General features: G+C 51.3%; 17 protein-coding genes and 2 pseudogenes. 8 read left to right on the forward strand and 11 right to left on the reverse strand.

Going from position 1 to position 19,374, the window contains the following annotated elements; genetic code table 11:
• Window positions 1-76 precede the first annotated feature (76 nt).
• The 8 genes from SJI19_RS07840 to SJI19_RS07875 all read right to left on the reverse strand — a co-directional run bounded on the left by SJI19_RS07840 (window position 77) and on the right by SJI19_RS07875 (window position 8,344).
• Entirely contained in the window at window positions 77-1,330 is a 1,254-nt protein-coding gene (locus SJI19_RS07840) for a D-amino acid dehydrogenase (protein ID WP_323477698.1), read from the reverse strand.
• Between the two features lie 82 nt (window positions 1,331-1,412).
• Window positions 1,413-2,363, reverse strand: a complete 951-nt coding sequence (locus SJI19_RS07845) for an ABC transporter ATP-binding protein (RefSeq protein WP_323477699.1) — start codon at window positions 2,361-2,363, stop codon at window positions 1,413-1,415.
• Window positions 2,356-3,342, reverse strand: a complete 987-nt coding sequence (locus SJI19_RS07850) for an ABC transporter ATP-binding protein (RefSeq protein ID WP_323477700.1) — start codon at window positions 3,340-3,342, stop codon at window positions 2,356-2,358. Before SJI19_RS07850 ends, SJI19_RS07845 begins: the two co-directional genes overlap by 8 nt.
• The gene (gene ddpC / locus SJI19_RS07855) at window positions 3,342-4,235 is read right to left on the reverse strand and encodes a D,D-dipeptide ABC transporter permease (protein WP_323477701.1); all 894 of its coding nucleotides are present in this window, start codon (window positions 4,233-4,235) and stop codon (window positions 3,342-3,344) included. The genes SJI19_RS07850 and ddpC overlap by 1 nt, the downstream gene beginning before the upstream one ends.
• A complete protein-coding gene (locus SJI19_RS07860) occupies window positions 4,236-5,255 on the reverse strand; it encodes an ABC transporter permease (protein ID WP_323477702.1) in 1,020 nt (339 codons plus the stop codon). It lies immediately after the preceding gene.
• 60 nt (window positions 5,256-5,315) lie between these two features.
• Window positions 5,316-6,878: an ABC transporter substrate-binding protein gene (locus SJI19_RS07865; RefSeq protein ID WP_416347521.1), complete on the reverse strand. Its 1,563-nt coding sequence runs from the start codon at window positions 6,876-6,878 to the stop codon at window positions 5,316-5,318.
• Window positions 6,875-7,459 (reverse strand): D-alanyl-D-alanine dipeptidase, encoded by a 585-nt coding sequence (gene ddpX / locus SJI19_RS07870; RefSeq protein ID WP_323477703.1) that lies wholly within the window; start codon window positions 7,457-7,459, stop codon window positions 6,875-6,877. Before ddpX ends, SJI19_RS07865 begins: the two co-directional genes overlap by 4 nt.
• A gap of 18 nt (window positions 7,460-7,477) precedes the next feature.
• Window positions 7,478-8,344 carry a MurR/RpiR family transcriptional regulator gene (locus SJI19_RS07875; RefSeq protein WP_323477704.1) on the reverse strand — a complete coding sequence of 289 codons (867 nt, stop codon included), beginning with the start codon at window positions 8,342-8,344 and terminating at the stop codon, window positions 7,478-7,480.
• Between the two features lie 246 nt (window positions 8,345-8,590).
• Between SJI19_RS07875 and SJI19_RS07880 the strand changes: the two are divergent.
• Together SJI19_RS07880 and ygiD are read left to right on the forward strand one after the other, a co-directional pair.
• Window positions 8,591-8,761 (forward strand): annotated as a pseudogene (locus SJI19_RS07880) (hypothetical protein); the annotation flags it as partial.
• A gap of 195 nt (window positions 8,762-8,956) precedes the next feature.
• On the forward strand, window positions 8,957-9,742 hold the full coding sequence (gene ygiD, locus SJI19_RS07885) for a 4,5-DOPA dioxygenase extradiol (protein ID WP_323477705.1): 786 nt from the start codon (window positions 8,957-8,959) through the stop codon (window positions 9,740-9,742).
• A gap of 49 nt (window positions 9,743-9,791) precedes the next feature.
• Here the strand turns inward: ygiD and SJI19_RS07890 are convergent, their stop codons facing one another.
• From SJI19_RS07890 to tolC, 3 genes are all read right to left on the reverse strand, one after another.
• Window positions 9,792-10,952: a glutathionylspermidine synthase family protein gene (locus SJI19_RS07890; protein WP_323477706.1), complete on the reverse strand. Its 1,161-nt coding sequence runs from the start codon at window positions 10,950-10,952 to the stop codon at window positions 9,792-9,794.
• 7 nt (window positions 10,953-10,959) lie between these two features.
• Window positions 10,960-11,613: a DUF1190 family protein gene (locus SJI19_RS07895; protein ID WP_323477707.1), complete on the reverse strand. Its 654-nt coding sequence runs from the start codon at window positions 11,611-11,613 to the stop codon at window positions 10,960-10,962.
• Window positions 11,614-11,857: 244 nt separating this feature from the next.
• Window positions 11,858-13,354: an outer membrane channel protein TolC gene (gene tolC, locus SJI19_RS07900; protein WP_323477708.1), complete on the reverse strand. Its 1,497-nt coding sequence runs from the start codon at window positions 13,352-13,354 to the stop codon at window positions 11,858-11,860.
• Window positions 13,355-13,582: 228 nt separating this feature from the next.
• Here tolC and nudF point away from each other — a divergent pair, with 228 nt between their 5' ends.
• From nudF to SJI19_RS07930, 6 genes and pseudogenes are all read left to right on the forward strand, one after another.
• Window positions 13,583-14,215, forward strand: coding sequence for an ADP-ribose diphosphatase (gene nudF, locus SJI19_RS07905; protein ID WP_323477709.1), 633 nt, complete (start codon window positions 13,583-13,585; stop codon window positions 14,213-14,215).
• Complete coding sequence (locus tag SJI19_RS07910) at window positions 14,215-14,640, forward strand: DUF1249 family protein (RefSeq protein WP_323477710.1); 426 nt, start codon at window positions 14,215-14,217, stop codon at window positions 14,638-14,640. Before nudF ends, SJI19_RS07910 begins: the two co-directional genes overlap by 1 nt.
• 27 nt (window positions 14,641-14,667) lie before the next feature.
• Window positions 14,668-15,495 carry a 3',5'-cyclic-AMP phosphodiesterase gene (gene cpdA, locus SJI19_RS07915; protein ID WP_323477711.1) on the forward strand — a complete coding sequence of 276 codons (828 nt, stop codon included), beginning with the start codon at window positions 14,668-14,670 and terminating at the stop codon, window positions 15,493-15,495.
• A complete protein-coding gene (gene yqiA, locus SJI19_RS07920) occupies window positions 15,495-16,076 on the forward strand; it encodes an esterase YqiA (RefSeq protein WP_323477712.1) in 582 nt (193 codons plus the stop codon). The genes cpdA and yqiA overlap by 1 nt, the downstream gene beginning before the upstream one ends.
• 95 nt (window positions 16,077-16,171) lie before the next feature.
• Entirely contained in the window at window positions 16,172-18,067 is a 1,896-nt protein-coding gene (gene parE / locus SJI19_RS07925) for a DNA topoisomerase IV subunit B (protein ID WP_323477713.1), read from the forward strand.
• A gap of 436 nt (window positions 18,068-18,503) precedes the next feature.
• Window positions 18,504-19,067: pseudogene (locus SJI19_RS07930) on the forward strand (IS110 family transposase).
• Window positions 19,068-19,374: the final 307 nt, after the last annotated feature.

The raw sequence follows: 19,374 nt of genomic DNA on the forward strand, positions 1-19,374 counted from the left end.
GCGAATATGGGTTTTCGCTGCTGTTTATCAGGTGGCGATGCGTTAAGCACCCGGGTGATAACCGAGTGCCAACGGTTTACATGGCGTATCGTGAGACAGTGTAATCGTTGTGCTGAATTTCCGGTTTTTTGCCAGAAATAACATCGCTCAGAAGTTGGCCCGATCCACAGGCCATAGTCCATCCCAATGTTCCATGACCGGTGTTTAACCACAGATTGCTAAGAGGCGTGCGCCCTACAATGGGTGTTCCATCCGGTGTCATCGGGCGCAGGCCGGTCCAGAATGTCGCCTGCTCTATGTGCCCTCCGCGAGGATACAGGTCTTGAACAACCATCTCCAGCGTTTGCCGCCTGGCCGGGAGCAGTGTATCGCTGTAACCTACGATTTCAGCCATGCCGCCCACCCGGATGCGATTATCAAAGCGCGTAATGGCAATCTTGTAGGTTTCATCCAGCACGGTGGATACCGGAGCGCTGCTTTCATCCGTGATCGGGATCGTGAGTGAATAGCCTTTTAACGGATAGACCGGGATATGCATCAGCCCTTTAAGAAGGTTCGTTGAGTATGAACCCAATGCCATTACATATCCGTCCGCAGTCACCGTCTCATTTCCGCACTTCACGCCGGTAAGTTGACTGCCTGACGTCATGAGTTGGTCTACCGGTGTGTTGTAGCGAAAACGTACTCCGGCCTCTTCGGCCATTTTTGCAAGTTGTTGAGTAAAAAGCTGGCAGTCTCCCGTTTCATCATTTGGCAGCCTCAACCCCCCCGTAAGCTTGCGAGCTACTGGTGCGAGAGCAGGTTCAACATCGGCTAACTGATGTGATTCAAGGAGCTCATAAGGGACACCTGCATCCCGAAGGACGGCAATATCCTTTGAAGCGTGTTCATACTGCTGCGCAGTACGAAAAAGTTGTAATGTGCCGCCCTGACGCCCCTCATACTGAATACCTGAACTTGATCTCAGTAACTTCAGGCAGTCTCTGCTGTATTCTGACAGCCTCACCATGCGGCTTTTATTTTCCGCATAGCTTTGCGGATTACAGTTCTTTAGCATTTGCCACATCCAGGACAGTTGGAAGCAGGTGCCGTCTGGCCGAATCGACAATGGTGCGTGCCGCTGTACCATCCATTTTGCCGCTTTAAATGGAATGCCTGGCGCTGCCCATGGTGCGGCGTATCCTGGCGAAATTTGCCCTGCATTACCGGCGCTGGTGCCTAATGCCGGACCGGGCTCGCGATCAATTACAGTAACATCATGGCCTGCCTGACGTAAGTACCAGGCGGTTGCCACCCCCACTACACCACTGCCAAGAACAACAATATTCATATCTCTATAACTCCACAAAATCCCATTTGAATCAGTAATAAAAATGATATTTGTTAATTAGTTACTGTTTAATTAGCGCCCGTCATACATCCAGCAGACTCTCTGCTTTCCAGCAGCGAGATGAACTGCCGTTTGTCAGTGATCGCAGTGTTTGCGGTTTTTCACACGCCACAGTCGCAAACGGGCAGCGATCCTTGAAATAGCACCCAATGGGTAAGTGTCTATTGCTCGGTAATTCAGTGTTATGTGGTGCCCCGTCAAGGGGGGCGCCAATGCGCGGTATTGACTCCATCAGAAGACGAGTGTAGGGATGTGAGGGTGAATCAAGGACCTGTCTGGCTTCGCCAACTTCAACCATCTGCCCGAGGTACATCACTGCAACACGATCGCTCATATGACGAACGACCGAGACGTTGTGAGAAATCAGGATGTACGTCAGGTTTTGTTGTTTTTGCAAATCAACCAGAAGGTTCAGGATTTGCGCCTGTACTGAAATATCCAACGCTGAGGTGGGTTCATCCAGAACAATAATGTCGGGTTGCGCCGACAGGGCGCGGGCAATAGCAATACGCTGGCGCTGACCACCGGAAAAAGCATGGGGGAGACGATCCAGGTATTCTTGACGGATCCCAACCTGTGACGCCAGTTTTGCAGCCAGGTCGCGGCGCTCTTTTTCCCCCGGATGGGTTTGTATCCATACGGGTTCTGTAATGGTTCGCCAGATAGGCAATCGTGGGTCAAGAGAGGAAAGCGGATCCTGAAACACCATCTGCATACCGCGGCCTAACCAGGAATAGGGTGCCCGTGCCAGCTCAAATTGACCCGATGAGGGGCTGATCATCCCCATCAGCAGCCTAGCCAACGTACTTTTCCCGCAGCCGGATTCGCCGACAATTCCCAGGGTTTCACCGCGTTGCACCACCATATCCAGACCATTAAGCGCATGAACGCGTTCCGTCACCTTGCCAAGCCAGTTAGTTCGGGCCGGGAAATTGACATGGACATCGGTCAGTTCAATAAGTGACTCAGACATTGGTCTTCTCCTGTTGTGGATACCAGCACGCGACCTGTTGTTCCGTTTCACCAACTGAACGAAGATGGGGTACATTAGCGCAAGCTTCACCGGCTGCAAAACAGCGCTCACGAAAGGCGCATCCCGAGGGTAGCTTCGCCATATTAGGTACCGTTCCCGGTACAGATGGCAGAACTGAACGCGGCTCGCTGGCATCAGGTGTACAGCCAAGCAAGCCGACAGAGTATGGATGAAAAGGTTTTTGCAGTACCGCGTCAGTAGAACCACTTTCAATAACTGAGCCGGCATACATGACATACAAGCGATCACAGACCTGCGATACGACAGCCATATCGTGGCTGATAAACAGTACCGCCGTTCCCGTTGCTTTGGCCTTTTGTTTCAGTAAGCGAAGTACCTGCCGCTGAACTGTAACGTCCAGTGCGGTTGTCGGTTCGTCAGCAATCAGCAGGTCTGGCTCACAGGAAAATGCTAGCGCAATCATGATTCGCTGGCGCATACCTCCTGACAGTTCAAATGGATAGCGTTCCATGATGTTCGCTGGATCAGCGATTTGCATATCACTGAGTAGTTCCATCACCCGACGCCTGGCCTCGCGTGAAGATAAGGGGCTATGTTGGCGGATCACGTCCACCACCTGTTTACCGATCCGGCGAGTCGGATTAAGTGCCGTCATCGGTTCTTGAAAAATCATGGCAATTTTTTTGCCGCGCATTTCGCGCATCTCTTTTTCACTGGCATTCAGGACATCTTTGCCCATGAGTTCAAGTTTGCCACTGTTGATGCGATAACTGTGCTGTGGAATGAGCCGCATAGAAAGCATGGCGGTAACGGACTTGCCAGAACCTGATTCACCCACGACACCGACAATTTCGCCGCGATCGATATGCATTGATATATTGTTGAGTACCTTCACTTCTCCCTGAAACACCGGGAAACTCAGGCGCAGATCTTCAATCGTGAGCACCCTGTTTTTCATCAGTTACGTCCTCCTGCTTTTGGGTCCAGCAGATCCTGAATTCCGTCACCGAATAGATTGAACCCGACGGCTGTAATCAGAATGGCGGCCCCCGGAAAGGTGCAATACCACCACTGATCGAGCACATAATTACGCCCATTTGCCACCATCGCACCCCATTCAGCCGTTGGCTGTTGTGCACCCAGGCCAATGAAGCCGAGCGTCGCGGCCATCAAAATGGCGCTACCGATATCCATCGATGCTTGAACAATAAGCGGAGGTAGCGCGTTTCTCAGAATGTGCCAACTGATGAGATGCCAGCGCGAGGCACCAAAGGTTCTAGATGCCTCGACAAACGTATGTTGGCGAACGACCAGCGCCTGCCCGCGAGCCAGCCGAACGTAAAAAGGGATGCGGGCAATCGAAATAGCCAGCATGGCATTAAATAGGCTGGGTCCAAGTGCTGCGGCCAGTGCCATAGTCAGAACCAGTGAAGGTATGGACAGCATGATATCCATCAGACGCATGATAAGTGCGTCACTGCGTCCGCCCAGCACACCGGACAAACATCCTAATAACGAGCCACTCGTACCCGCCAGTAGCACGACAGACAAACCGGCTGCAACAGATTGTTGACTTCCTATCAGCACCCTGCTGAACAGATCGCGACCCACTTCGTCAGTGCCGAACCAGTGTGTTGGCGAGGGTGGCAACAGTCGGTCGGTAAGGTTGATGGCGTTAGGATCCAGGGGAACAAGCCAGGGCGAAAATACCATCATCATCAACGTGAGCAATATGATCACTCCCCCGATGACGGTCAGTGGGCTTTTACGCAGCAACCAGAAACGCCGCCTCCAGGCGGTAATCGTGGCATTGTTTTTCATCACGGTGGGGTGTTCTTGCGTCATCATCATTTAGTTAGCTCCCCGACTCATGCGTGGATCGATCCACAGATAAAGAAGGTCTACACACAGGTTGACCAGCACATAGGCGAACGACACGACGATCGCAAAACCCATTACGGCAGGAAAATCGAGTGCCTGAATGGAAGAAACCACGTAAGCCCCCATACCTGGCCAGGAAAAAACGGTTTCGGTTAGAACGGCGCCATACAAAAGGTCGCCAAGTGCCAACCCCAGGATGGTTACAGAGGGAATAAGGGCATTAGGAAGGGCATAGCGCACAATAATAGTGAACCTTGTAAGACCACTCGCCAATGCTGTGCGGATATAATCTTCACTGAGCTGCTCAAGCATGGCTGAGCGGATCTGGCGAGCCACTATTCCGAGATGTACAAATGCTAGGGTGGTGGTAGGCAGGATCAGGTGCTTAAAGGCATTGAAAAAAACATCCAGATCACCGCTCAGCAGCGAATCTATCAGGTAAAATCCGGTGACACGGGGTGGTGGAACAAACCAGTCATCCAGTCTTCCGCTCCCTGGCAGCAGGTTGAGTTTTCCATAGAATAAAACAATGACACCCAGTCCAAGCCAGAAGGCAGGTGTGGAGATGCCAGTCAGTGCCAGTAGCCGCACCAGATGGTCCAGCCAACGGTTACGATAAACCGCAGAGAGAACACCCAGCGGTACACCCACGACCAGTGCAACCAGTAGCGCACAACATGCCAGCTCAAGTGTGGCTGGGAAGAAGTCTTTCAAGTCCTCCAATACGGGGCGACCTGTACGTATCGATGTTCCTAGATCACCGTGAAGAAGTGCGCCGACATAATGGGCAAACTGCTGCCACAGTGGTAAATCAAGACCCAATTGTTGGCGAATATGCTGAACTATCTCATTACTTGCACGCTCACCGGCCAGAAGGCGAGCCGGATCACCGGGAATAAGATGTGAAATAATAAATGTAATAACGCATACGCCAGCAACCACCAATAGCAGTCCCCAGCTACGCTGTCTTAGTAAACTCCAGAAACTCATAATTGCTACCTCTGCAGGGCCGGAACCGACGCCCTGCATGAAAAGGTTTTGGCTGAATAATTACTTATGCATGTCAGCAATATTAAATATCTGCTCTAGCATCGGATTAAATACAAAGCCTTTAACGTCTTTGTTCATCGCGACCTGATAGTTTTTCTGGAAGAGATAAACGTAGGCTGCCTCGTTGATAACTATTTTTTGTGCTGCCTGGTAGTCTTTAGTGCGTTCGGCCTGATCGGTGGTTGATATCGCTTTTTTCAGCAGTGCATCAACTTTTGGATTCATATAAAAAGAACGGTTACCGGGAAGACCTTTTTTATCAGACTCAAACCAGTAATTCATAAACATATAGGGGTCAGCAAAATCGGGACTCCAGTTGCCAATGGCAATGTCGTAATCACCTTTACCGATTCGCTCACGCATAGTTGCGTTCGCTAGTTTTTCCAACTTCACATTAATCCCTAGAGCCTGAAGATTAGCTTGTGTTGATAACGCAATAGGCTCCCAGTTTGGGTCGTTGTCCGAATAAAGAAATGACAAGGTTTTAGGTTTATCCGTCACCTTTTCCATCGCTGCTTTTGCTTTAGTCATATCAAATGAATACTGCATAGCACCTGAATCATATCCCCACATCCCTTCAGGGATGGGACCGCGCATTTGTTTACCATTTCCACCCAGAATGCCGGTGACCATTCCTTTATAATCAGTCGCCCAAGATACTGCCCGGCGTAAATCTGGCTGATTCAAGGGGGCTTTACTGTTATTCAGATAAAGATAGGTAACACGAAGTGCTGGATAATCGTATACCGCCACGTCTGCTTGCTTTTTCAGCGCCGCAAACTGATCTACCGGCAACGAATCCGCAATATCCAGATCGCCCTTGGTTAACTGCAGACGGCGAGCGGAGCTTTCGCTAATAATTTTGACGGAAATGCGTTTGAACGATGGTTTTTCGCCCGGATAATGTGGGTTAGGAACCAGAACCAGTTGCTGTCCCTTTTGCCAGCTCTGCAGCATAAACGCGCCGGAACCGGCCGTATGTTCAGCTAAATAGCCTCGCGCATCATCCGAATCGTGGCTTTTCAGAACGGCGGGATTGATAACTGAAGCCCCGTCATTAGCGAGCGTGTAAAGGAAAGGGGCAAAGGGTTCACTCAATGTGAAACGCACGGTATAAGGATCGACTGCCTCCACTTTTAGTCCTGAGGGAAATGCTTCTGACGGCCCTTGCTTGATGCGCATGAGGCGCTCAAAGGACAGTTTGACTGCCTCTGCATTGACGCTTGAACCGTCATCAAACGCGGCATCTTTACGCAGTTTGAATGTCCAGACTTTTCCGTCCGATGATGTCTGCCAGCTTTGCGCCAGATCACCTTCTATATCTGTCGAGCCTTTACCGTTTTCGGTCTTATATTTAATCAAGCGCTGATAGGCCGGATAAGTGACTGTCCAATCGTTATTATCAATGGTGACGGCCGGATCCAACGTTTGTGGATCGGCCGCTTTACCGATGACAAGCATATCTTTTGGCACTGCTGAGAAAGCGGGTGCAGATATAGCAGCCATGGCTATCACAAGTATCAGCGGACGAAAATGTAAAGACGCGGTGTGGGTCATTTTCATGGTAATACTCCGTCAATCGGGGTTGGATAAATACAGGTGAAAACATCGTCGAAGAGCGGATAACTGGCTGCTTCCGGTAATTCGAAATGCCACCATTCCGTAGCAATGCCAGTGAAGCCACCGCCAATCATGACTGCATTGAGCAATAGCCGGTTTCGTTGAGCTGCTTGGGGGATGGACGGATGATAAGGATGGGACGGCTCAGCCATTACATCAAAGCCCGTTCCCATATCCAGGACATTCCCATGCGCATCGATCAGGGTGACGTCAATAGCCGTGCCCCGGCTGTGATTGGAGCCCTGAAACAAAGGCACAACATAGTCCTTATCGGGACATGCCTGCCACAAAAGCGCTTGTGCTGTTTGTGGCCGGTAAGCATCCAGAACCAACAAGGTGAAACCCGCAAGCCGGGCAATCTCAATGCATTTTTCCAGCGCCACTGCCGCATCAGTGTGAAGCAGACACCGGGCAACACTGTATATCGGATGACCCGTGATATTATCTGCGGTGGCATATTTCAAATCGATACGCAACTGAGGGTATTTAGCTGCAATATCGACCAGTTTTGTTTCCTGACTCATTCAATAATCCCTGTATTGTTAACGTTCAAATTGGCCAAATTCCTGTTGTAGCAGCCTGTTCTGCGCCAGGCGGCTGGAAAGTTTCGGACCAAGACATTCCACAACCGAAGACAGCAACAGGTTAAATAGGCAACTGATCGGAGCCAACGAGTCCCAGAAGTTACCGGTATCGGTTTTTACCTGTAATAAATCAACCGGGTAGTCACGCGCCCAGGGACACCAGATATCTGTCACCAGCGCCATTGAAACCTGATGTTCTGTTGCCACCCGACAAAACTGCCGTGCAACGGTTGAATAGGCTCGAGCGTCCGTCAGGACCACATAAGGTTTGTCATACTCGGAATTGAGTGATTCCAGCCAACTGCCTGAGCAGCCATCGGCGTAGGTGACGCGTGGTCGTAGGTACTCAAGATGGCTGAAAAAAGTATTGGCAATGCCGCGTGTGGACTGGATCCCAATAACGATGACCGCATCTGCTTTCGCAATATGCTGACTAACGCGAGAGAATGCCTCGCTCTGCGCAATCTGATAGACATAACGAATAGCATCCAGCTCCATCTCAAGCGATTGGCTAGCATGATCCGGCAATGTCTGCTGCTGTTCCCATGAATCTAGGCGATCTATCACGCCCCATTGCTTGTAAGGGGTATTCGAAACATCTTTTAGGCTATTTTTGATATCGTCCAGATTACGAAAACCCAACTTGCGCAAATAACGCCCAACAGTAATCCCACTGGTGCCGGTCGTTTGGGCGATGCTGTCCGCCGTCTCAAACGGAATTTGTTCACGGTGACTCAGCAGCCATGAGCTGATTCGCTTTTCGCTAGGCGTTTGCTGACTGAACGCAGCTTCAATTTTCCTGAAAAGTTCTGAGTTATCCTTCATATTCGCCTTGATGTTACTTTTCTGTCATTCAAAATAATCATGATATAAAAGTAACAAAGCACGATACGTGCCATGTTTTCAAAAGCGTAACGGAGCTCGGGTCGGCAGGGATTTTTTGTATGACAGGGGAGGTCTGAAGGGTAACTTTATGTAATACATGCCTAACAAAAGTGCATCATTTAAAGAGCTTGCATCACAAAAGTGCAGTATTAGAGGGCGAAGCATCACAATAATGTAACTATTATGTGGCGCGCCAGTGGGGTGGTAACAGGCTGAGTAATGGTTCTTGTGGCACATACAGTACGATTTGAAGACGGGACAGAGATGATTCACCTCATCAGCATACGAAAGGCTGATCGGAAAGAGAGGATACGTTATGAGCACCGTTATATAAACAAAGTGAACTGGCGTCTGTGACTGAAACGCGGGAATCGGAGCTGAAAGTGTTGTCTGCGGGCGTTGTGCTGGTGATAATGAAAACAACCGCCAGTTGATGTTCAATTTTTTTGACAGTCATTATCATGCTTATCCGAGTTTATTTCTTGTCAGTACCGCGTAACGTAAGCGTCATAGAGCGCTTGGCGCGGTAAGAACGATAAGTAAGGAATAATCATGACCGAATCCCGCATGCCCGCACTGTTCCTTGGCCACGGTAGCCCGATGAATGTGCTGGAAGATAATCAATATACTCAAGTCTGGTCACGTCTGGGTCAGACCCTGCCTCGTCCTCGCGCCATTTTGGCGATATCTGCCCATTGGTATACTCGGGGTACTGTGGTTACCGCGATGGAACACCCACGTACAATCCATGATTTTGGCGGTTTTCCACAGGCGCTGTTTGATATTCGTTATCCGGCGCCGGGTTCCCCTGAGCTGGCCAAAGAGATCCAGCAACTGTTGTTACCGGTGGCAGTGGAGGCCGATCTGTCCGAGTGGGGATTCGATCACGGTTCTTGGGGGGTGGTGAAAAAAATGTATCCTGACGCCGATATTCCTATGGTGCAATTGAGCGTTGACGGTACTCAGAAACCGGAATACCACTATCAGTTAGGGCGTAAACTGGCGGCCCTGCGTGATCAGGGGGTGATGATCGTTGCCAGCGGCAACGTGGTGCATAATTTACGCATGATAAACTGGCAAGGCGAGGCGGCACCGTATGCCTGGGCTGAATCGTTCAATCAATTTGTTCGGGATAACATTGCCTGGCGCGGGGAGGGTGTGCATCCGCTGGTTAATTATTCGCAACATGAGGGTGCTGCCTTGTCCAATCCCACCCCTGAGCACTATCTGCCACTGCTGTATGTCCTGGGCAGTTGGGATGGTCAGGAACCGATTTCGGTACCGGTGGAGGGCATTGAGATGGCTTCACTGAGCATGCTGTCAGTACAGGTGGGGTAATATCGATGTTACGCGGCGGCGTGGGTTCACCGCCGCAACGTCACGCGGATTAACCGAGTATGATATGCGGATAAAAACGCGAGAGATCCTGCGTAATCATCTGTTTATCTTCACGTATACCCAGTCCACAGGGTTGATCGTTCACCAGCCAACTGCCGATCACTGTGTAGCTGTCGCCAAACCGCGGCAGCGGACAAAACTCCTGCACGATAAAACCTTCTTTGCCATAAGGACCTTCCACATGGGCGGTTTCCTTGCCATTTTCCACAATGCTTATATTGGCCCCTTCGCGGGAAAACAGCGGTTTGACCACATAGCGTTCCATTGGCGGCGGGTTATCGTCGGCGAAATAGGCCGGCAGAAGATTAGGATGCCCAGGATACATCTGCCAGAGCATTGGTAGCAGCGCCTTGTTGGAAATAATGCTCTTCCAGGCGGGTTCCAGCCAGCGTACTCCGGCGTCCTCCAGCTTGGTGGAGAATATTTCCCGCAGCAGGAACTCCCACGGATAGAGCTTGAACAGATTGCTGATGACCTGATTTTCCGTATCGGTAAATTGCCCTTTTTCCCCCAGACCAATCTCTTCAATAAACAAAAAATCGTTGGCTAACGCCGCCTCCAGCGCGCAGTCCTGCAGGTATTGCACCGTACCACGATCCTCTACGCTGTCCTGGCAGCAGGCGAAGTGGAGAAGATTTACGCCATATTCTTGTTTTAATTGACTAAAACGCTCAATTATTTTTTCCTGCAGACTATTATACTGGTCGGCACCGGGCGGGAGTTGGCCGGATTTGATCTGATCCTCCAGCCAAATCCATTGGAAAAATGCGGATTCATACAGCGACGTTGGCGTGTCGGCGTTGTTCTCCAGCAGTTTCGGCGGATGTTGCCCGTCGTAAACCAGATCCAGACGCGAGTAGAGCGAAGGCTGGCCAGAGTGCCACGCGTTACGAACAAATTGCCAAGTATGCTTGGGTATTTGAAATCGGGTCATCAGCGCGTCGCTGTCTACCACTTTTTCTACCACCTTAAGGCACATTTGGTGCAGCTCGGCGGTGACGTCCTCCAGGGTTTCAATCTGCGCCAGCGTAAACTGATAATAGGCGTCTTCGCACCAGTAGGGTTCGCCATACATGGTATGAAATTCAAAACCGTATTCTGTGGCTTTTGCACGCCAGTCCGGGCGTTCGTTCAGGGTGACTCTTTTCATCGTTCGCTTAGCCGCCCATGCTGCGCCGAGGCATGGCGCTACTGCGCTGCATCGCCGAGTTTTGTTTGGCTACCGTCTCACCGAAGCCGCCACGGGTGACGGTAGCGGTGGTCGGGGGTTTGGGCGCCATGGCCGATGGCGGTACGCTCATGCTGCGTCCACCGGTAGCGGGACCGTAATTACGGCCGCTGGCGTCAACGAACTTGCCGTTGGCCGGGCTATTGGGTGCGCGCGAGCTAAATAGCGGCTGTTGGGAGTAACCGCCGCCGCCCATCATGCGGCCCATCATGTAACCGGCCATAAGCGGCATCCAGAAGCTGCCGCTTTGTTGGGATTGAGCACCCATCCCAGCCTGAGCGGGTGCCTGGGTGCATTGCCCTTCGCCAAATTCAGCGATGCAATCTTCGCGGGTGGCGTATTTCGGTGCGGTTTTCGCTGCTTCCTTCTGCGCGTTGTTAAACGCAGTGGTGCACTGTGCGCTCATCGACGGATTGGCGCGGGTACAGTCGTCGCTATTCTGATACAGCGAGACGTTCTGGTCGCTTTTTTCACAACCGGCCAACATAAATACCGCACTGACCGCCAGCGCCACCGGCGCCATTCGATAAGTACGCCATTGCTTACGAAAACTGGCGTGATGAATGTTTTTTGTCCGTTTCATTATTATCCTGCTTTATTAATGCGTTAACATTTCCAGAGATCTGCTCATCAAGGATAAGGTAAAAACGTCTAAAGAAGAAGCATACACATGTCCGCTTGAAATATATTTACATATTTATACACAAACAATGGTGGGATGGTGGGTATGCGGGGGGGTGCACACATCAGGTGGACATGCTGCCCGCCTGAATAGGCGAGCGAGGGGGTACCCCGCGAAGGGACTTAGGTCAATCGCGGGGCGCTGCCTAATGCCTAAAGGGATTGCGCCCGGTGGTATTGGCACTGGTGACCGGGGTGGTAGCGCTTACCGTTGAGGCTTGCGGCATAGCGGTTTGCGAGCGGCTTGGATTGATACCTTCAGCATTGGCCGCCTGAGCAGGATTTTCTGGCGCGACCTGTTCGGGGGTGGTGGTTATGGGCTTGCCCAGAACACCATTCATCGCCAGGATATCGCTTTCGTTTAGGGTACCCAGGGCCGACTTCAGCGTCAGTTGGTTAATCAAATAGGTGTATCGCGCGGCGGATAGATTTTGCTTGGCGTTATACAGCGTCGTGGTGGCATCCAGCACGTCGACGATGGTGCGGGTACCAACGTCATAACCGGCTTGGGAGGCATCCAGAGAGCTTTGCGCCGAGATAACCGCCTGCTTGTAGGCCTTGACGCTGCTAATGGACGCCGAGATATTATTAAAGGAAGAACGTACCGTCTGCACCATGCTGCGATGGGCACTTTCCAACTGCTCGCTAGCGCTGACAAAATTATACTGTGCTTGCTTAACCTGGGATGTTACCGAGCCACCGGAGTATATGGGGACACTCAACGTCAGGCCAATGGCGTTCTGTCCGATATTTTTATTAGTATAGCTGGCGTTATTATCTGTTTTCGAACCGTTATACGCGGTGTTGCTGAGTGACGAAGACGCCGTTAATCCCAAGGTGGGGTAATGGCCGGTTTCGTAGTAGCGGATTTGTTCGCGCGCCAGATCCTGTGAGAGACGGGCACTCAACAAGTTTAGGTTACGATTTTCCGCTTGTTTCAGCAGGCTGGCGATCGGTTCTGGGCGCTGCATAGAAAAGTTTTCAATGTTTAACGAGGCGAGCTGCGGGTAGTAATTACCACTGATTTGTCGCAGGGTTTCCAGTGCGTTATCCAGCGTGTTACGGGCGCTAACTTCGTTAGCCAAAACCAAATCATACTGGGCGCGGGCGTTATGCACGTCGGTGATCGCCACCAGGCCCACGTTAAACCGCTGGGTGGTCTGGTCCAATTCACGATAAATCGATTGTTTCTGTGCCTCGGTATAAGACAGTGCGTCAATGGCGTCTAATACGTTAAAATAGTCGGTGGCGGTATTGAGCAGTATCGTTTGCTGTTCGGTCTGGTAGCTGACTTCCTGAATGCCGGCGGTCTTTTCCTGGAGCGTCAACTGGCGCCACTTGGACATATCAAAAAGGGTTTGTGTTAACTGTAGCGAACCGCTGGTGGCGTTGGAGTTAACATCCTTCTGATCGCGAAAGCCGGTGGTATAAGTATAATCCCCTGACAGTCCAAGCTGTGGCAACAGTGGACTGCGTGATTCGTTAATCTTTTCATACGCCGCGTCGCGTTCGGCGGCGGACTGGCGCAGATCCGGGTTGGACAATTGCGCCTGCTGGTACACCTGTAGCAGATTTTCTGCCTGACTTATAGTACTGAAGCCGACGAGGCCCAATCCGATAAGAAGGGGGAGCAGTTTCTTCATTTGCATTCCTTTTGATACAGCAAAATTGCTATGGTAGCGCTGTCGACAAAAAAGCCATTAAACTAAATAGTGCATGATTCTAACAGAGTCCGCCAGAATAATGAGATGGCTTAATGTGCCATCTTAGATCTGTGAAGCAAATTTTTCACTATTCGGCTAACTATTGAAAAAAGTGATTTGCCCGTCAGCGATGTTACTGACACATTAATCCCATTAGGAGTTGTTCACATGGCATTTTCGGAAAAATCTCCCGTCACTTTAGGTAAAAACGATGTAGAAATGATCGCGCGGGAAAAACGTTACCAAGGATTCTTTTCCCTGGAGCTTTATCGATTCCGCCATCGGCTTTTCAATGGCGAAATGAGCGGCGAAGTGACGCGGGAAGTTTTTGAACGCGGGCATGCTGTCGTCTTGCTACCCTATGACCCGTTACGTGATGAAGTGGTTCTATTGGAACAAATCCGGATTGCCTCTTATGATAGCAGTCCGACGCCCTGGTTGTTGGAAATGGTGGCTGGGATGATAGAACCCGGTGAAACGGATGAGCAGGTGGCCAGACGCGAATCGCAGGAGGAAGCGGGACTGGACGTGGGGCGCTGCAAACGCATGCTAAGCTATTTAGCCAGCCCAGGCGGCACCAGTGAGCGCTTGACGATTATGGTGGGCGAGGTTAATGCGCTGGTGGCTGAAGGTATCCACGGATTGGTGGAAGAGAACGAGGACATTCGGCTTCATGTGGTCAGCCGCGAACAGGCTTATCGCTGGGTTGAAGAGGGTGTCATCGATAACGCGGCCTCTGTCATTGCTTTGCAATGGCTGGCGTTGCACCATGAATCGCTAAGAAAAGAGTGGGCCGATTAATGATCAAGCGCTACACCCCGGATTTTCCAGAAATGATGCGCCTGTGTGAGACGAATTTCGCCCAATTGCGCCGGCTGTTGCCGCGCACCAACGAGGTGGGCGATCAGATCACCTACCAGGTTAATGGGGCCAGCTATCGCCTGACAATCCTTGAGGCGACCCGTTATACCACCTTGGTACAAATACTGCAGACCGAGCCGGTACTCAGCTACTGGAGCTTGCCGTCCATGAGTGTGCGGCTCTATCGAGACGCGCTGGTTGCGGAAGTGTGTTCAAGCCAGCAGATCTATCGTTTCAAGGCACGGTATGATTACCCTAATAAAAAGTTACATCAACGTGACGAAAAACATCAAATCAACCAATTCCTCGCGGATTGGCTACGCTATTGTTTAGCGTATGGGGCGATGGCGGTTCCTGTTTGTTGAACGGATTTTGATAACCAAGGATAACCTTTGGAAAGCCTGTTGACTCTTCCTGTGGCGCACGGGGCCATAATCAGGATTTTACAAATCACCGATACTCACCTGTTTGCTGGTGAGGATGAGGCCCTGCTCGGCGTAAATACTTTCCGAAGTTACAGCGCGGTACTTGATGCGGTTGAAGCCGAACGGTTGCACTATGATTTGGTGGTTGCGACGGGTGATTTGGCCCAGGACCATTCTTTACAGGCCTATCGGCATTTTGCCAGAGGCATTGCCCGCTTGCCCGCACCCTGTGTCTGGTTGCCCGGCAATCATGATTTTCAGCCCGCCATGGTTAAAGCGCTGGACGAGTGTGGGATTTTACCCTCAAAACACGTGCTGCTCGGTGATAACTGGCAAGTGGTGCTGCTTGACAGCCAGGTTTCCGGCGTACCCCATGGCGAACTTAGCGATTACCAACTGGGTTGGCTGGACAAGGTGCTCTCTTCTGAGCCACAGCGCAATACGCTGCTACTGCTGCATCACCATCCCTTTGCTTCGGGATGTATCTGGCTGGATCAGCATAGTTTGCGAAATGCCCATATGCTGGCGGAGGTGCTGGCTAAATTTCCGCGGGTGAACACCTTGCTGTGCGGCCATATTCATCAAGAGCTCGATGTGGACTGGCAAGGGCGGCGCGTGCTGGCTTCGCCGTCTACCTGTGTCCAGTTCAAGCCGCACTGCACCAATTTTACTATCGATCCCATCGCTCCTGGCTGGCGTTATCTCGATTTACATCCCGACGGGACGTTGTCCACCGAAGTGCATCGGTTAAACGACGACGAATACTTGCCCGACACGGATTCGGAAGGTTATTGATGGCGCTCTTGCTTTATCTGCATGGTTTTAACAGTTCCCCGGCCTCGGCCAAAGCGGTATCCCTGCAGGCTTGGTTGCAGGAATATCATCCGGCCATTGAGATGTTGGTTCCGCAGTTGCCGGATTACCCGGCCGACGCGGCCGAGCTGCTCGAGTCGCTGGTGCTGGCGCGCGCGGGCGAGCCTGTGGGCATTGTCGGTTCATCTTTGGGCGGGTATTATGCCACCTGGCTGTCGCAATCCTTTATGTTGCCGGCGGTGGTGGTGAATCCGGCCGTGCGTCCCTTTGAATTATTAACCCATTATTTAGGCGCCAACGAGAATCCCTACACCGGCCGTCGTTATGTGCTAGAGTCACAGCATATTTATGATCTGAAATTAATGCAGATCGAAAAGCTCGAATCGCCGGATCTTATCTGGTTGCTGCAACAAACGGGCGACGAAATCCTCGATTACCGACAGGCGCAGGAATATTATACGCATTGCCGCCAAACCGTGGAATCGGGCGGAAACCATGCTTTTATTGGCTTTGACCACTTTTTTGCGCCCATCATTGACTTCCTGGGTCTTAATCCGGACTGAATCGCCACCCTTTGAGCCACGCGAATAACGCTTCCCGAGCAGGTACTCTTTGCGGTAGGCTCTCCAACAATTTGTCACGAAATACGATTTAAGCCATGACTGAAACAAGCTATAACGCCGATGCGATAGAAGTACTAAGCGGGTTGGAACCGGTGCGCCGACGCCCCGGGATGTATACAGACACCTCGCGGCCCAATCATCTGGGCCAGGAAGTTATCGATAACAGCGTGGATGAAGCCTTGGCCGGGCATGCCCGCCGTATCGATGTGGTGCTGTATGCCGATCAATCGCTGGAAGTCACTGATGATGGGCGCGGTATGCCAGTGGATATCCACACTGAGGAAGGTGTGCCGGCAGTGGAATTGATTATGTGTCGCCTGCATGCCGGCGGCAAGTTTTCCAATAAGAGCTATCAGTTTTCCGGTGGCCTGCACGGCGTTGGTATTTCGGTAGTCAATGCGCTCTCCACCCGAGTGGACGTCAAGGTGCGCCGCGATGGCAATGTGTATGCTATCGCGTTTGAAAACGGCGATAAGGTAGAAGACCTGTCGTTGGTGGGCACCTGTGGAAAACGTAATACCGGTACCAGCGTCCATTTCTGGCCCGATCCCCAGTTCTTTGACAGCCCGCGTTTTTCCGCTTCCCGGTTGGCCCATTTGCTTAAGGCAAAAGCAGTATTATGTCCCGGCGTGGAAATTGTTTTTAACGACCAGGTAAACAATACCGAGACCCGTTGGTGCTATGCATCGGGTCTGACGGATTACCTTAACCAGGCGATCAACGGCCTGATCACCCTGCCCGAGGCACCGTTTGTCGGCGCTTTCGCTAGCGAAACTGAAACGGTGGACTGGGCGCTGCTCTGGCTGCCCGAAGGTGGCGAACTGCTTACCGAAAGCTACGTTAATCTGATACCCACGCCACAGGGTGGTACCCATGTTAACGGGCTGCGCCAAGGGCTGCTCGACGCCATGCGCGATTTTTGCGAGTATCGCAATATTTTGCCGCGCGGCGTCAAGCTGTCGGCGGAAGATATTTGGGAGCGCTGTGCGTACGTACTGTCGGTGAAAATGCAAGACCCGCAGTTTGCCGGTCAGACCAAAGAGCGCCTGTCGTCTCGCCAATGTGCGGCTTATGTGTCAGGGGTGGTGAAAGACGCGTTTAGCCTGTGGCTCAATCAGAATACCCAAATTGCCGATCAGTTGGCCGAACTGGCCATTAACAGCGCCCAGCGGCGTTTGCGCGCATCAAAAAAAGTGGTGCGTAAAAAGCTCACCAGCGGCCCGGCGTTACCCGGCAAGCTAGCGGACTGTACCGCGCAGGATCTGGCACGTACCGAGCTGTTTCTGGTGGAAGGTGATTCCGCAGGTGGATCGGCCAAGCAGGCGCGGGATCGCGAATACCAGGCGATCATGCCGCTTAAAGGCAAGATCCTCAATACCTGGGAAGTCTCGTCCGACGAAGTATTGGCCTCGCAGGAAGTCCATGATATTTCCGTGGCCATCGGCATCGATCCCGACAGCGACGATCTCAGCCAACTGCGCTACGGCAAGATCTGCATCTTGGCGGATGCCGACTCGGACGGTCTGCATATTGCCACTTTGCTGTGCGCGCTGTTTGTCCGCCATTTCAGTGCCGTGGTGAAAGGGGGCCATATTTATGTCGCCATGCCGCCGTTGTATCGCATCGATTTGGGCAAAGAGGTGTTTTATGCCCTGGACGAGGGTGAAAAGAATGGGATACTTGAGCAGCTTAAACGCAAGAAGGGCACGCCAAACGTACAGCGATTCAAAGGGCTGGGTGAAATGAACCCGCCGCAGTTACGCGAAACCACTCTTGATCCCAATACCCGCCGTTTGGTGCAGTTAACCATCGACGACGAGGATATGCAGCAGACACTGGCGATGATGGATATGTTGCTGGCCAAAAAACGTTCCGAAGATCGGCGCAACTGGCTGCAGGAAAAGGGTGACGAGGCCGAAATCGACGTATAGTGTCGTTTTTATAAGAAATTTATAAAATTAAATCAGAAGATTATAAATAATTAAGCAGAAGTTTATAAATAGGCAACAGTTCAAGTAGGGATACTTGAACTGGGCTACATTATGACTAATCCAGCGCGCAAGATAAAATGGTCCGCAGTTAAAAATATCTTTCGTTTTCCGGCAGTTAAAACGAATGGTGGTGGATACATTTCGGTCAGTGTCAAGCATGTTGTCACCCCCTGCCAATTTCTTATTCCACCGCTCCACCGTTCTGGATGGGCTGACTGGGCCACTCGATATTGAAGTGATGTGATGGACGCCCCTTCCTAAGGTAGTCAGTGCCATACTTTTACTGACTGCATTAATCCGGGAGTAACATCACATGAACACGATCAGAGTTGTTGGTATCGATATTGCCAAATCTGTTTTTCAAGTCTGTGTCTGGATGGTTGATGGTTCTGTTGCCTGGAACAAAAAAATATCGCGTCAGAAATTGCTGGATACGCTTCGCCGTTTATTTTCTTCATTACGGGAAGATATGCAGGCCCTGAATGAACGCGCCACCTGTCTGGATAAAGAAATTGCGGCATTGTCTTCACAACAGACAGCCTATCGTCATTTATTAACGATCCCGGGTGTCGGCCCGCTTATCGCTGCGGCTTTTATCAGTGAAGTGGATGCTGTGCAGTTCTCCAGCGGCAGAGAATGATCCGCCTGGTGCGGTCTGGTCCCCCGGCAGCACAGTTCGGGAGGAAAACAAAGATTGTCCTCTTTGACAAAAAATGGCAATCGCAGCCTAAGAATACTGGTCATCCATGGCGCACGATCCGTGATGCGATGCGTGAAAAAACGTGACGACAGCCTGGGCCATTGGCTGAAAAGGCTTGATGCCCGGCGAGGGTTTCTGAAAACCACAGTGGCGCTGGCCAATAAGCTGACCCGGATTATCTGGCGAATACTGACTGATGGCGTTGATTTTGATATGAATAAGGCTTTTGCTGTGAGTTAACTTAATATAGCGTTAAAGAAAATATGTCTCTCTGAGTTTGCAAGCACTGATGAGAAAACGGCTACCGTCCCTGTAACAGCCTGAAGTTGACCTGGGTAATCATATACCGGTGTAGTGATAAGGAAACAGGGCTCGGATAACATCATGGCGCGGGTTGTTTAACCCAGTAATGACCCCGGATATATGGTCGCAAACCGTATCGAACCAGTACTTGTAACACCCGGGGCGTCCATATATGGTCTACTAATGCCGGACAGCATTTAAGACGGTATAATCACCGTCCCTAAAAGGATGTCCCGATGACTAA

Origin of the sequence: Acerihabitans sp. TG2 (assembly GCF_035013185.1) — a bacterium.
Taxonomy (GTDB): Bacteria; Pseudomonadota; Gammaproteobacteria; order Enterobacterales; family Enterobacteriaceae; genus Acerihabitans.

Excerpts from the sequence above, each read along its gene's own strand:
- SJI19_RS07895 (WP_323477707.1), bottom strand. The coding sequence starts at position 11,613 with ATGAAACGGACAAAAAACATTCATCACGCCAGTTTTCGTAAGCAATGG.
- tolC (WP_323477708.1), bottom strand. The coding sequence starts at position 13,354 with ATGAAGAAACTGCTCCCCCTTCTTATCGGATTGGGCCTCGTCGGCTTC.
- ygiD (WP_323477705.1), top strand. The coding sequence starts at position 8,957 with ATGACCGAATCCCGCATGCCCGCACTGTTCCTTGGCCACGGTAGCCCG.
- SJI19_RS07865 (WP_416347521.1), bottom strand. The coding sequence starts at position 6,878 with ATGAAAATGACCCACACCGCGTCTTTACATTTTCGTCCGCTGATACTT.
- yqiA (WP_323477712.1), top strand. The coding sequence starts at position 15,495 with ATGGCGCTCTTGCTTTATCTGCATGGTTTTAACAGTTCCCCGGCCTCG.
- SJI19_RS07840 (WP_323477698.1), bottom strand. The coding sequence starts at position 1,330 with ATGAATATTGTTGTTCTTGGCAGTGGTGTAGTGGGGGTGGCAACCGCC.
- ddpX (WP_323477703.1), bottom strand. The coding sequence starts at position 7,459 with ATGAGTCAGGAAACAAAACTGGTCGATATTGCAGCTAAATACCCTCAG.
- SJI19_RS07860 (WP_323477702.1), bottom strand. The coding sequence starts at position 5,255 with ATGAGTTTCTGGAGTTTACTAAGACAGCGTAGCTGGGGACTGCTATTG.
- SJI19_RS07845 (WP_323477699.1), bottom strand. The coding sequence starts at position 2,363 with ATGTCTGAGTCACTTATTGAACTGACCGATGTCCATGTCAATTTCCCG.
- nudF (WP_323477709.1), top strand. The coding sequence starts at position 13,583 with ATGGCATTTTCGGAAAAATCTCCCGTCACTTTAGGTAAAAACGATGTA.
- SJI19_RS07890 (WP_323477706.1), bottom strand. The coding sequence starts at position 10,952 with ATGAAAAGAGTCACCCTGAACGAACGCCCGGACTGGCGTGCAAAAGCC.
- SJI19_RS07910 (WP_323477710.1), top strand. The coding sequence starts at position 14,215 with ATGATCAAGCGCTACACCCCGGATTTTCCAGAAATGATGCGCCTGTGT.
- parE (WP_323477713.1), top strand. The coding sequence starts at position 16,172 with ATGACTGAAACAAGCTATAACGCCGATGCGATAGAAGTACTAAGCGGG.
- ddpC (WP_323477701.1), bottom strand. The coding sequence starts at position 4,235 with ATGATGATGACGCAAGAACACCCCACCGTGATGAAAAACAATGCCACG.
- SJI19_RS07850 (WP_323477700.1), bottom strand. The coding sequence starts at position 3,342 with ATGAAAAACAGGGTGCTCACGATTGAAGATCTGCGCCTGAGTTTCCCG.
- SJI19_RS07875 (WP_323477704.1), bottom strand. The coding sequence starts at position 8,344 with ATGAAGGATAACTCAGAACTTTTCAGGAAAATTGAAGCTGCGTTCAGT.